Origin of the sequence: Vibrio sp. 10N.247.311.47, from assembly GCF_041467535.1 — a bacterium.
Classification (GTDB): Bacteria; Pseudomonadota; Gammaproteobacteria; order Enterobacterales; family Vibrionaceae; genus Vibrio; species Vibrio crassostreae_C.
The window spans coordinates 162,081-174,775 of the sequence record NZ_JBFSUR010000003.1; the positions used below are offsets into that span (position 1 = coordinate 162,081).

Sequence of the window (12,695 nt, forward strand, 5' to 3'; positions counted from 1 at the left end):
CCGTTACTTTATCAATGCATTTCTCAATCTAGTCCTGCCTGTTTCTCAGGAATGACGTTTACGAATAACAACAATAAGACCAAAGCTATCAAAAAACTGGTCATCACTCTGGAAGAATAAGGTTTTGTATGGCAACTCCTCGTTTTTTAGTCGGCATTGACTTAGGTACAACCAATACGGTTGTCGCTTACTGTGAAATCAACGACGACCTACAACATGCTCCCGTTTCTCTTTTCGATATTGACCAACTCATCGGCCCCGGTGAAGTGGTTCGCAAGCCCTTACTCCCATCCTTTCGTTACCACCCAGCACAAGGTCAAATATCCCCTTCTGACCTGACAATGCCGTGGGAACCAAGCCCCGTTGAAGGCGATATTAAGAACGTTATCGTCGGTGAATGGGCACGTGAATTAGGCGCTAAGGTTGAAGGCCGCCAAGTATCGAGTGCTAAGAGTTGGCTGTCACACCAAGCGGTGGATCGTAACTCCGACATTCTGCCTTGGGCAGGCGCAGCAGATGTCGATAAAGTCTCGCCAGTTGTGGCGAGTGCAAGCTACCTCAACCACATTCGCCAAGCATGGAACTACCGTAACCCGAGCAACAAGCTTGAAGACCAAGATGTTGTGGTTACCGTTCCTGCTTCCTTCGATGAGACAGCACGCAAGCTAACACTCGAAGCCGCAGAACTGGCGGGCTTAGGTAAGATTCTATTACTCGAAGAGCCGCAAGCCGTTTGTTATGACTGGTATGCCCGTCACCAACAAACCGCAGCAGATGAACTTCAACAAATCCCACTGATTCTAGTGTGTGATGTTGGAGGTGGTACCACCGATTTAAGCTTAATTGAAGCCAAATTCGATGCGAACAGCGACGGTAATAACGAGCTCGCACTCGACCGTATTGGTGTTGGTGAACACTTGATGCTTGGTGGTGATAACCTCGATTTAGCCCTTGCCCACCTTGCAGAGCAACGCTTCAATCAAAACAAAAAGCTCAATGCCTCTAGCCTAACCAAACTGATTCAACAGACTCGCGCCGCAAAAGAGAGCCTGCTTTCTGCCAATGCGCCCGATGATGTAAAGATCACCATGCTGGGCAGCGGTTCAAAACTGCTTGGCGGTACTAAGAGTATTGGTTTAACTAAACAAGAAGTCCATCAAATCGCATTGGAAGGTTTCTTCCCGCTTTCTGAGTTTACTGAAACACCCGACAAACGCCGCAGTGCTGTGGTTGAGTTTGGTCTGCCTTACGTGGCTGACCCTGCGGTGAGTAAGCACGTTGCAGAATTCCTAGCAACGCACCAACAAGTGTCTAAAGCCGCATTGGAAAACTCAGACTCTATTGAGTTCGATGACACCAAACCTGCAATTCCAGTTGGCGTGCTGCTCAATGGTGGTGTGTTTAACAGTGAACTGGTAACAGAGCGAATTACTCAGCTACTGGGCAACTGGAACGGTTCTCCTATCACAGTGCTTGATAACCCTCATCCAGATTGGTCTGTTGCCCTTGGCGCGGTTGCCTTTGGTAAAGCACGCCGCGGTGCACAGCTGAAAATCGGTGGCGGTGCTGCCCGCTCTTACTTCTTGCATCTGCAAGAGAAAAACAAGATGGGTAAAGCGCTTTGTCTGCTTGCCAAAGGAACCGAAGAAGGCCAAGAGATACGCTTGAACAGCCGTCGTTTCTCGCTGACTTTAGGTGAGCCAGTACGATTTAATCTTCTGACTTCAACACACGATCAAATTGCTCATGACACCGCTATTCAAAATGGTGTGATGGTCAATGTCGACGCTGACTTGTTCTCCCCTCTTCCACCGTATATTTCTACACTGGAAGGTTCAGGTACTGCAGAGCTCCAAGCCAACCAAAAAGAACGCGTCGAAGTATTGCTCGCGTGTCAATTAACGGAAGTCGGCACACTGAAAATGGAATGTGTGAGTACAGAAGATGACTCTAAACGTTGGTTGCTCGAGTTTGAAGTAAGAAACAAGCAAGGTGATGAGTCTGATACCGCTAAACTTCACCCAAGACTGGATGAATGTAAGGAATTGATTTCTCGTCTGTACAGCGGCAACAAGAAGAGTGCTGAATCAAAAGAGATCAAAACACTATCGAAAGATCTTGAGAAGCGACTCGGTAAGCGTGATGAATGGGATTTCACGACCCTTCGCCATCTGTTTGATACCTTTTCATTAGGTCGTAAACGCCGCCGTCGTTCAGAAGCACACGAGAAGAACTGGCTGCGTTTGGCGGGTTACTCGCTACGTCCTGGCTTTGGCGATCCGACTGACTCATGGCGTATCGAACAGATTTGGGGCCTTTACCAACAGAACATTCAGTTCAAGAACCACCAAGGCTGGACAGACTGGTGGGTATTCTGGCGTCGTGTCGCTGGTGGGCTAAACCAAGAGCAGCAAGAGAGTATCTTGGCGGACATCGCTAAATACCTTCACCCAGGTGCAATGAAGAACCCTAAGACAGCCAAAGATGCGCAAGATAATGGTTATGAAGCCATGGTCCGTTTAGCGGCGTCACTTGAGCAACTTGAGGTTGAAGACAAAGTGCTGCTGGCAAGTTGGTTCTTAAGCAAAGCGATCAACCATAACCAATTTGAACAGGCTCACTGGTGGGCGCTAGGACGATTAGCATCAAGAACGCCTTTGTATGGCAGCCAACACAGCGTAATTCCTAGAGAGCAAGCTGAACAGTGGTTACCAAAACTGCTTGAACAGAACTGGCAGAAAGAGCAGATGATCGCCTTCGCAGCGGTGATGATTTGTCGAAAAACCGGTGACCGTCAGTTTGATATCTCTGACGACTATCGCAATCAAGTGATTGAGAAGCTTAAGCAAAGCAAGGTACCTGACTCATGGTTAACACTAGTGAGTGAAGTGACTGAGCTTTCTGAGAGTGAATCTAAGCGTGTGTTTGGTGATGCGTTACCAAGCGGATTAAGCCTAATCAATAACTAGGTTTGAAAACGATTAGCTTTCGTTGCTAATGGTAAAGAAGCTAGCAAGAAAAGAAAAAGCCACTTTCGATTCGTTGAAAGTGGCTTTTTTATTGGTGGCTTAAGGCTGGTATGTGTAATCGACTTATAGCTTTTTGGTTAAGAGCCTTAGCCGTGTTGCAGTTCATCATTGTTAATGTTTGGTTCCAGTTGGGTTGATAGGAAAATCCGTATTTTCATAAATGTCAGATAGTTTTTTCGGTTTATTCTCTTTTGCTCCTTTGTTCGATTGATTATGAGTTTCGCTTAAAAGCCATTCCTCATGCATTTTTGCTGAATCCAAAAACTCTGGATCCTCCATTGCTTCCTTGCGAAGTTTATTTACACGTTCGAGAGTATCCCAAATCATAATACTTCACCTCCACTAAGGCAGTAATATAAAGATAGCTCAACCCCATGAAACTTCAACTAACCCAATGAGATAGCGATCTCAATTTCGTAATTCACTCGCTTTAAATGAGTGGATATGGTCACCTTTAGTTGGGCTCAAATAGTGGGTCTTTCCCCATGATCTTCGAAGATCATTAGGCACAAAAAAAGCGAGCTCGATGCTCGCTTTTTGTTTTTCTATCTGTTGATCGAAACACCAACACTCACTCGATTAAATCACACCGAGGTTAAGCACGGTTACCGATTTTCACCTTGCCATTGGTAGCAAACCAAAGGGCTTCTGAACGACGACGACCGATTAAAATCGGGCCATCATCGTAGAACAAAAAGTTCTTCCAATGCTTCTTGAAAATCGCCCATTTGGTTTCAAGAACATTGTACTTTTCATAACAAAAATAAACAGTTACGTCATCTTGCCAATCAATAAAGTTAAGAATCTCTTCTGGCATTTCAGGCTCATCCGCTTCCCAATGCGCCATCCAACTGATCTCTTCATTCCAGTTCGATGCTTTGCTTGGCCAGTCTTGCGAGCTCAGTCGTTCTGCGTCTGGGCTTTGAGGGCTCACGTTCTCTTTCCAGAACTGAGATGCTCTCGCCTGTGTCATTGGCTTAATCTTTTCCAAGTCCTCTGCCGGAAGCGGCATTGACTGGTGTGTGAAAATCCATTTTCTTTGGTATTCGTCCAAAGTTGTGTATGACATCAAAATTCCTCAAATATCTGCTCAGGCTGATGGATTTACCATGCCTATCTGTTCTTTTTGATGCAGCGGCGATTAGCAAAGCTTGATATACGCTGCGTCTAAATTTTGTTTACGTTTAAAAGCTATTTGCCTTTAACTAGTACTACGTCTTAGCAATATTGCCGCTAAATAACGCGTCTATCTTCCCAATTTGGGTTAACTAATGCTGTCAGTATATGGTCTTCCCATTTACCGTTAATCTGTAGGTAGTCTTTAGCAAAACCTTCTCGGACAAAACCAAGATGTTCTAATACGCCAGCACTGCGTTCGTTGTGAGGCATGTAGCCCGCCATTAAGCGGTGCATGTTCTGCACATCAAACATGTAGTCTTTGGCCATGTTCAAACCTCTGCGCATGTAACCGTGGCCCTGTGCACTTTGCGCCAATGAGTAACCGACATTACAAGCGTAGAACGGGAAACGAGACAAATTACTGAACGATATGGTGCCTAACATTTCATTAGAGTCAGCGTTAATCAGTAAACAGTAATAGCCTAGCCCCATTTTATGAAGCTCGTTTAACTTGATCAGTCGCTGCGCCCAACTCGCTCTATCAAAGAACGCGTCTTCGCGAATCGGTTCCCAAGGTTTCAGATACTCTCTGTTAACCTGAAAGTACTCGCTGATCATGCCAGCATCATCGATTTCAGCCGTGCGTAGAATCAGATTACCATCATGCTTATAAATGCGCTCTGGTGTACTCAAATCTTCCATAATCTTGTTCTTATTCGATCAGTTCTTTCTGATACCGTAATCACGAAGCTTATTCGCAATTGAGGTATGAGATACATTCAAACGTTTTGCTAGCTTACGGCTTGATGGGAAAGACTGATAAAGCTTCTCTAGAATCTGAGATTCATAGTCTTTCATGATTTCATCGAGCGAGCCGTCTAAGCTCAGGTTCGCCATTCCAGCCGTCATTGTTTCAAGCTGTGGCAAATGGAATTGCTCAACCGTTAGTGTGTCTGAATCTAACTCTGTTAGTGCACGTAGAACCATGTTGTCTAACTGGCGAATGTTGCCCGGCCATTGGTAATTACCAAGCTGGTCGATCAGCTCTTGAGTCAGTTTTGGTTTTAACATACCTAACTGCTGCGCGTACTTTGCAACGAACAGTTCCAACAGTGGCGCTACGTCGTTTGAGCGTTCACGCAATGCAGGGATAGACAGAGTCAGTACATTCAAGCGGTAAAACAAATCTTCACGGAACGAACCCGAGTCGGCTAATTCAGAAAGACGGTGGCGCGTTGATGCAATAATACGAACATCCGCGTGCATCTCTTCTTCTTCACCAACACGACGGAATGAACCATCTTGTAGGAAACGCAGCAGCTTGATTTGAAGATGCGGGCTCATCTCGCCAATTTCATCTAAAAATACCGTACCGCCATTCGCTTGCTCGAAAATGCCTTTATGACCTTGCTCATGGTTGAATGAACCCGGCGCATGACCAAACAATTCCGTTTCCGCTACGTCATCAGGCATCGATGCACAGCTTAGAATCAAGAATGGGAAAGACGATCGATTTGAACGGTTATGACACGCTTTCGCCAGCATCTCTTTACCCGTACCTGTATCGCCTTCAATTAATAGAGGCTGATCCAGCATAGCCAATTTCTTAGCTTGGCTGATCAAGGCTTTATGGCGATTAGAGACACCAACAAAGTGTTCAAAACCCAGGTTGTTCTGTTCTGGGATTGAATCTGGCGAGTTCATCTCTTGATTACAAGAACGAATCGTCATTACTGCGCTTGCCAGTACCGCTTCGTTGACATCACCACCAAGGTAAATCGGCAGGATCTCAATAGAGAAATCTAAGCCATCTAACACGACAACTTCACGATGGCGCGTTACATCGCCTTCGATCCAACGAGCAAAGTTAAAACTAGGAACAAACGTCGCGAGCGGTTCACCGATGACTTCATCTTCTTGTTTGTTGAAGAGGCTCAATGCGGCGTGGTTAGCCATATCGACTGAGCCTTTAAGGTCAATCGCAATCACAGGATCAGGTAGGTTTGCCAGCAGAGCAATCAGCTCTGTGTTATGCCTTTCGCTTGGCATAAATTGGATTTTACGTACATCCTTCACACCTGAAATTCGGCGAATTTCAGCCATAAGTTCACTAAAAGCATCAAAATCAATATCAGGGCAGTTTAGATAAATAATACCTTTAACATCAATTTCGATTCCTCTTAAATCAATGCTTTTTGAGGCCAAGATATCGAGCAACTCACGCGTTAAGCCGAGTCTGTCTTCACACAATACTTCAAGACGCACAAATAGTCCTATTATAGGTGTCAGGATAAGTTGACAGTAGTGTGGATTAAGCTCTGAGTTCAGTCAAGAAGAAGAGTAAACATATGTTTACTCTTCTTCTCAAACTATTGAGCTTTAAATGCTTTATTTGAGAGTGATACGCTTTATTTCAGATAGGACGGCTTTGCGGAGGTCTGCCAGTTTTACTTTTCGTTCGTTATGCCAAGGCATAGGACGCAGCAATGTCATGGCTTTTAAGCCCAGTCTTGCAGTAAGGATACCGACACCTAGCCCCTGCCCTGCTCGAGCTGAGACTTTGCCTGCAAGATCCATCGAGACGAGATCCATACTTGCATCAATCGCGAGCTCACTTGCTCCTGCAGCGGCCATGTTGATTAACACCAGTTTAAATAGCTTAATGCGAGACCAGTAGCCAAGCTCAATGCCATACACATCAGCAAGCTTGTCGATCATGGTGAAATTTCGCCAAGCCACCAGCAACATATCAGCCGCCGCCAATGGACTCACTGCAACCAAAGCCGCCGATTCGGTCGAAAACTTAGTGACGATTTGAGTCGCTACTTTGTCTTGTTGACTCACGACTAACGCATCGTACATATCCAACACTTCTGCATCACTGTGTGCTGGGTTAATGCTGTTTCGCCACTTATCGTACGAAGGAGACTCAGCGATAATGCCACCTTGCTTGGCGATGTTTTCACAGAACGCTTTGCCCTTGCCGACACTTTGACTTTGGAGTAGCTCTTCACTCTGCTCTTGCACACTAAAGTGATCTTTAAGTGAACGCAGTTTCCACAGCTCTTTGCCTATTGCGCCTAAACCCAATGAAGCAATGGCAGCAATGAAGCCTGCCCAACCTAACGCCAGCCAGTCAGCCGATTGAATCGCGGTAATGACCGAATCAATTGCCTGCCATCCAACTAGGCCAGAGAAAGCGACCAATAAACCCGTTCCAAACCACTTCTTCTTTTTGCTCGGTCGAATCACTTGTTCCAATTGCTGCTCAGCTTCACCATCAAGATCAGCTTTCACTTGCGGTGCGACAGGGACAAATTTCTCTTGCTCTGTGAACAGTTGTTGAGCGCCTAAATCCGGGCCAACGTCACTCTTGTCTTGCTCATCAAAAGAGGTCTTCAACGGTTCATTAAAGACCTGCTTTGTTTTTAATTCACTCATTTTGATTGCCTCAATTACTTCAACTTGTCGCCAATGAGATACTCTAAAACCTTGTCGACTCTTAGATGTTGGCAAGGCTCATCGGAATGTTGCTCCATCGGTCTAAAGCTCGTGAAATCAAACTGGTTGGTTTCCCAATACTGTTTGTTGGGCAACTTACGCGGCACCTCTCCCGGATACATGGTTTGAGGGACATTATCCAAAGTCACACCTTGCAACGCCGGAACATTGTCTGAGCCAGACGAGATATAACCCGCGCTGGTCGCTTGAATAGACGCGATACTCATACAACTCATGTCGATGTGTTCAAACGCCGCCTGCTGCCAAGCCGGATGTACCATCTGTTGTAACAGTGACACCAAGTTCGGATGTTGATCCGGTGTCACGTGGTCAGCCTTGGTGGCTGCAAACAAGATCTTGTCGATCTTCGGCGCGAATAAACGTCTTAAGATATTGCTTCGACCGTACTTAAAGCTCTTAAGTAACTGTTCTAACGCGCCACGCATGTCCATGAAAGAGTCATAGCCCGCATTAAGTGGCTGTAAGCAATCCACTAGCACGATTTGTCTGTCGAACGTCGCGAAGTGATTCTTGTAGAACGCTTTGACGACCTTCTGTTGATACTCTTCATAACGCGCTTTCAGTACCGCATAGTTACTTGTTTTTGAGAACTTACCCTCAGGTGCGATGCACGGGAAGAATTGCAACACAGGCGCGCCTTCAAGCTCACCGGGTAATACGAATCGACCCGGTTGTACCCAATGCAGCCCGTTACTTTTACAAGTATGAAGGTACTGAGTGTAGCTATCGGCAATCGCGACCAGTTTCTTTTCGTCCGCTTCTGCTAGCAAATCGATATCACCACGCATGGCGTTCCACTGTTGCGAGTAAGTTTCTCTGTCGCCTTTCAATGCGGCAAACTGAGATTGGCTCCAGGTATCGAAGTCCATATCCAGTAACGGCAAATCAAGCAGCCATTCACCTGGATAATCGACAATATCGAGATAAAGGGTGCTGTTTTTACTCAGTAGCTTCTTTGCGCCCTTCGCAGGCTTATATTTGATTACTAGACGAATCTCACTGACATCACGCGTTGGCACTGGCCATTCTGGTGGCTGTGCATTCAACGACTCCATCGCTTCATCATAAGAGAAGCGTGGAATCATCATGTTGTGTTGCGGGATACGCTTTGCGCCAATAATTCTTCCATCTCTCGCCGATGCAAGCAGTGGCAAGTTTTTATGGGTAGACGTATGAAGAAGCTGATTAACCAGCGAAGTAATGAATGCTGTCTTACCCGCACAAGAGAGCCCCGTGACCGCTACTCGAATATGAGAATCCGTTCCTCTGCTTATAAAGTCACTCATTTCTTGAGTTAGGTGTTTCATTAGAACGACTCCGTGATAGTTAGGCTAGCTGGTTATGATAATAGAAAGGCAAGCCTATGTTCTTTCCCCGTTGGGATAGTTTGTATGCTTTTGCTTATGTTGATGAGTATGCAATACACATTCTTAATGCTAGATGAATAAAAGCCCCTGACTACATTCATAATCAGGGGCTTTAGAATTTTTGCACGATATCCGACGTCTAATCGTCTTCAATCAACTTGTAGATAACAAACAGTGCAATCTCTGCAATTAGCCAAAGCGCACATGTAATCGTCACGTATTTATTATCAAAGATACTGATCCCTTTCAAGATCAGGTCGTAGCCAACAAAAGCACCAATCACCACTGCCAAGATAATCTGTAGGATCTGAATAAAACGAGGCATTCCTCTCTCCTATGTTCTTATATCAAACTATGTGTTTATCACTATATCATTGATAATAAGACAAAAGTGCAGATAATGCTGCACTTTTGTCTTTAACTTTCTGTCAAAAATTGCAATTCAAACGCTGAAGTTAGCGACAATTACGATTTTTTGGCGTCGATTAATTACGCTTTCTCAGCTTCAGCAATCTTCACTTTCCACGTGTCAGGGCCGATCTGGTGTGCGTTCACGCCGTTAGAGTCAACCGCTACCGTTACAGGCATATCTTCAACTTCAAACTCGTAAATCGCTTCCATACCGAGATCTTCAAACGCAACAACGCGTGCTTTTTTAATTGCTTTTGCGACTAAATAAGCTGCACCACCAACCGCCATTAGGTAAACCGCTTTGTGCTCTTTGATTGATTCAACCGTTGCAGGGCCACGTTCCGCTTTACCGATCATGCCCATAATGCCAGTTTCGTTCAGCATCATGTCAGTGAACTTATCCATACGTGTTGAAGTTGTTGGGCCCGCAGGACCTACCGCTTCATCACCTACAGCATCAACAGGACCCACGTAGTAAATGAACTTACCTTTGAAATCAACGCCAGCTGGTAAGCCTTCGCCGCTTTCTAGCATGCCTTGAATACGTTTATGAGCAGCATCACGACCGGTTAAGATCTTACCTGACAGAAGAACCGTTTCGCCGGTCTTCCACTCTTGTACGTCTTCTTTAGTCACTTCATCAAGGTTAACACGACGTGTATTTGCGCCCGCTTCCCAAGTGATGTCTGGCCACTCTTCTAACTTAGGTGGCGTTAGCTCTGCTGGGCCGCTGCCATCTAGTGTGAAGTGAACGTGACGCGTTGCTGCACAGTTCGGGATCAAACATACAGGCTTAGAAGCAGCATGAGTTGGTGCTGTTTTGATTTTTACATCAACCACAGTAGTGAGACCTCCAAGACCTTGTGCACCAATGCCAAGCTTGTTTACACGGTTGAAGATGTCTAAACGAAGCTCTTCTTCTGCGTTCTCAGGACCTTTCTCGATAAGCTCTTGGATATCGATGTGTTCCATCAAAGATTCTTTCGCTAGCACAGCTGCTTTCTCAGCCGTACCGCCGATGCCTATACCTAGCATACCCGGTGGACACCAGCCTGCACCCATTGTTGGCAGCGTCTTCTCTACCCATTCTGCAATATCATCAGAAGGGTTCAGCATAACCATCTTGGTTTTGTTCTCAGAACCGCCGCCCTTAGCCGCGATTTGAATTTCAACTTTGTTGCCTGGAACCATATTAATGTGGACAACCGCTGGTGTGTTGTCTTTGGTATTAATACGCTTACCTGCAGGGTCCATTAGGACAGATGCACGCAATGGGTTATCTGGGTTGTTGTAAGCTTGACGAACGCCTTCATCAACCATCTGTTGTACTGTTTGATCCGTTTCCCACCTAACATCCATACCGATGTTCACGAAACAAGTAACAATACCCGTATCCTGACAAATTGGACGATGGCCTTCCGCAGACATGCGCGAGTTGATAAGAATCTGAGCGATCGCATCTTTAGCTGCTTGGCTCTCTTCTTTCTCGTACGCTTTTTCTAGGGCTTGGACAAAGTCTAAAGGGTGATAATAAGAAATGTACTGAAGTGCGTCAGCGACACTGCTGATCACATCTTGCTTACGAATAACCGTCATTGCATGCCTCTTTATTGTTCTGGTTCCATGTGGGTTCACAGTTTGACTATATGTGCCAAATCGAATTAGGTGGTTTAGCTTTTTATTGTGTTGAGCTGTATTTAGTTGCTTTAGCAATCGCTTGCATAGCTTTAAACTAAACCACTTGGATTACTCCGTTCTAATCAAGAACCCATTTTATTTTCAATTTATGATACTCTTGCTTCCTCTCACACGCCATGCAGTGATCGAACTCTTTGTCACAAATTAAACAAATGAATAACAACGAATTTCGCTCTATCCAAATCAAGCCGCTTGAATATCAATCAACTTTAGCTAAACAGCTGTTTTCCCATATTGAAAACCTGCCGTGGGCAATGCTATTACGCTCCGCTTCAGAAAGCCACGTTGATAGTCGATACGATATTTTAGTTGCTCAACCCATCGCCACCTTCGAGACAATCGGTGCAGAAACGACCGTTAATGTTAATGAGACGTGCGAGGTTTCAGACTCTGATCCTTTCGAACTACTCGACCAATATCAGCAACAATTATTGCCTGCGACTAAAGAGCACACTCAGTTGCCATTCGTTGGCGGCGCTTTAGGCTATTTTAGCTATGATTTAGGGCGCAGAGTCGAGACACTTCCATCACTCGCAAAGCGTGATATTGAAGCACCTGACATGGCAGTTGGCTTGTATGAATGGGCTGTTATCGTTGACCACCAATTGAAAACGGCGTGTATTGTCGGTAGCAATATCGATGAACATCATGATTGGCTAATGCAGCAGATGGCTCAATCACACCTATCACATGCGCCCTTTGGGTTAACCACACCGTGGCAATCCAATATGAGCGAAGAGAGCTACGCCACTAAGTTCGATAGTGTTCAAGAGTACCTGTTATCCGGGGACTGCTATCAGATTAACTTAGCTCAGCGCTTCAATGCCCAATACCAAGGTAGTGAATGGCTGGCTTATGACAAGTTAGAACAGTACAACTCAGCGCCCTTTTCGGGTTTTATCCGTTTGGCCGACTGCGCAATCATCAGTGTTTCGCCAGAGCGTTTCTTAGAACTCAAAGACAACGTCATTGAAACCAAGCCAATCAAAGGCACACGACCTCGTTCTGAGGACCCGATGATTGATAATGCCAACGCGCAAGACCTAGCAAGCGCCGATAAAGATCAGGCGGAAAACTTGATGATCGTCGACCTACTTCGTAATGACATTGGCCGAGTAGCAAAACCGGGCACAGTGCATGTACCAAAGCTCTTCGATATTGAAAGCTTCCCTGCCGTGCACCACTTAGTGAGCACGATACGAGCGGACCTTGATGACCAATACTCTGCAACTGACCTTCTGAGAGCCTGTTTCCCTGGAGGCTCGATTACTGGCGCACCAAAAGTTCGCGCGATGCAGATCATTGAAGAGTTAGAACCGCATCGACGTTCAGCGTACTGCGGCAGTATTGGCTACATCAGCCGAAATGGCAGAATGGATACCAGTATTACCATTCGTACATTAGTCGCCGAGAACAACACGCTTTATGCTTGGGCTGGCGGTGGTGTGGTATTTGATAGTGATTGTGCTTCTGAATACCAAGAAACACTGGATAAGCTGAGTCGAATTCTACCGGTACTTGAAGATTGCTAAACCTAGTGTCATTAACT

At 45.6% G+C, this 12,695-nt stretch carries 10 protein-coding genes; 2 read left to right on the top strand and 8 right to left on the bottom strand.

All coding sequences use genetic code 11. The features are described from left to right. Positions 1 to 128 precede the first annotated feature (128 nt). On the top strand, positions 129 to 2,969 hold the full coding sequence (locus AB6E51_RS03485; protein ID WP_372058513.1) for an Hsp70 family protein: 2,841 nt from the start codon (positions 129 to 131) through the stop codon (positions 2,967 to 2,969). Positions 2,970 to 3,140: 171 nt separating this feature from the next. Here the strand turns inward: AB6E51_RS03485 and AB6E51_RS03490 are convergent, their stop codons facing one another. The 8 genes from AB6E51_RS03490 to AB6E51_RS03525 form a co-directional block, all read right to left on the bottom strand. After that, the gene (locus AB6E51_RS03490) at positions 3,141 to 3,356 is read right to left on the bottom strand and encodes a hypothetical protein (RefSeq protein ID WP_017065431.1); all 216 of its coding nucleotides are present in this window, start codon (positions 3,354 to 3,356) and stop codon (positions 3,141 to 3,143) included. 268 nt (positions 3,357 to 3,624) lie between these two features. Continuing rightward, the gene (locus tag AB6E51_RS03495) at positions 3,625 to 4,098 is read right to left on the bottom strand and encodes a DUF2947 domain-containing protein (RefSeq protein WP_017060433.1); all 474 of its coding nucleotides are present in this window, start codon (positions 4,096 to 4,098) and stop codon (positions 3,625 to 3,627) included. Positions 4,099 to 4,262: 164 nt separating this feature from the next. Further along, positions 4,263 to 4,850: a ribosomal protein S5-alanine N-acetyltransferase gene (rimJ, locus tag AB6E51_RS03500; protein WP_017065430.1), complete on the bottom strand. Its 588-nt coding sequence runs from the start codon at positions 4,848 to 4,850 to the stop codon at positions 4,263 to 4,265. Between the two features lie 18 nt (positions 4,851 to 4,868). Further along, complete coding sequence (gene tyrR / locus AB6E51_RS03505; protein WP_017060431.1) at positions 4,869 to 6,413, bottom strand: transcriptional regulator TyrR; 1,545 nt, start codon at positions 6,411 to 6,413, stop codon at positions 4,869 to 4,871. A 123-nt stretch (positions 6,414 to 6,536) separates the two neighbouring features. After that, the gene (locus AB6E51_RS03510; RefSeq protein WP_102333205.1) at positions 6,537 to 7,589 is read right to left on the bottom strand and encodes a YcjF family protein; all 1,053 of its coding nucleotides are present in this window, start codon (positions 7,587 to 7,589) and stop codon (positions 6,537 to 6,539) included. A gap of 14 nt (positions 7,590 to 7,603) precedes the next feature. Continuing rightward, positions 7,604 to 8,977 carry a YcjX family protein gene (locus AB6E51_RS03515; protein WP_372058514.1) on the bottom strand — a complete coding sequence of 458 codons (1,374 nt, stop codon included), beginning with the start codon at positions 8,975 to 8,977 and terminating at the stop codon, positions 7,604 to 7,606. A 199-nt stretch (positions 8,978 to 9,176) separates the two neighbouring features. Then, positions 9,177 to 9,362, bottom strand: a complete 186-nt coding sequence (locus tag AB6E51_RS03520; RefSeq protein ID WP_004734731.1) for a hypothetical protein — start codon at positions 9,360 to 9,362, stop codon at positions 9,177 to 9,179. Between the two features lie 164 nt (positions 9,363 to 9,526). Then, entirely contained in the window at positions 9,527 to 11,044 is a 1,518-nt protein-coding gene (locus tag AB6E51_RS03525) for a fumarate hydratase (RefSeq protein WP_017068776.1), read from the bottom strand. 254 nt (positions 11,045 to 11,298) lie between these two features. Between AB6E51_RS03525 and pabB the strand changes: the two genes are divergently transcribed. Then, on the top strand, positions 11,299 to 12,678 hold the full coding sequence (gene pabB, locus AB6E51_RS03530) for an aminodeoxychorismate synthase component I (protein WP_017065426.1): 1,380 nt from the start codon (positions 11,299 to 11,301) through the stop codon (positions 12,676 to 12,678). Positions 12,679 to 12,695: the final 17 nt, after the last annotated feature.

What these genes read in the sequence shown, in the direction of transcription:
- AB6E51_RS03485 (WP_372058513.1), top strand. Translation starts at nt 129, where the DNA reads ATGGCAACTCCTCGTTTTTTAGTCGGCATTGACTTAGGTACAACCAAT.
- AB6E51_RS03490 (WP_017065431.1), bottom strand. Translation starts at nt 3,356, where the DNA reads ATGATTTGGGATACTCTCGAACGTGTAAATAAACTTCGCAAGGAAGCA.
- AB6E51_RS03495 (WP_017060433.1), bottom strand. Translation starts at nt 4,098, where the DNA reads ATGTCATACACAACTTTGGACGAATACCAAAGAAAATGGATTTTCACA.
- rimJ (WP_017065430.1), bottom strand. Translation starts at nt 4,850, where the DNA reads ATGGAAGATTTGAGTACACCAGAGCGCATTTATAAGCATGATGGTAAT.
- AB6E51_RS03510 (WP_102333205.1), bottom strand. Translation starts at nt 7,589, where the DNA reads ATGAGTGAATTAAAAACAAAGCAGGTCTTTAATGAACCGTTGAAGACC.
- AB6E51_RS03515 (WP_372058514.1), bottom strand. Translation starts at nt 8,977, where the DNA reads ATGAAACACCTAACTCAAGAAATGAGTGACTTTATAAGCAGAGGAACG.
- AB6E51_RS03520 (WP_004734731.1), bottom strand. Translation starts at nt 9,362, where the DNA reads ATGCCTCGTTTTATTCAGATCCTACAGATTATCTTGGCAGTGGTGATT.
- AB6E51_RS03525 (WP_017068776.1), bottom strand. Translation starts at nt 11,044, where the DNA reads ATGACGGTTATTCGTAAGCAAGATGTGATCAGCAGTGTCGCTGACGCA.
- pabB (WP_017065426.1), top strand. Translation starts at nt 11,299, where the DNA reads ATGAATAACAACGAATTTCGCTCTATCCAAATCAAGCCGCTTGAATAT.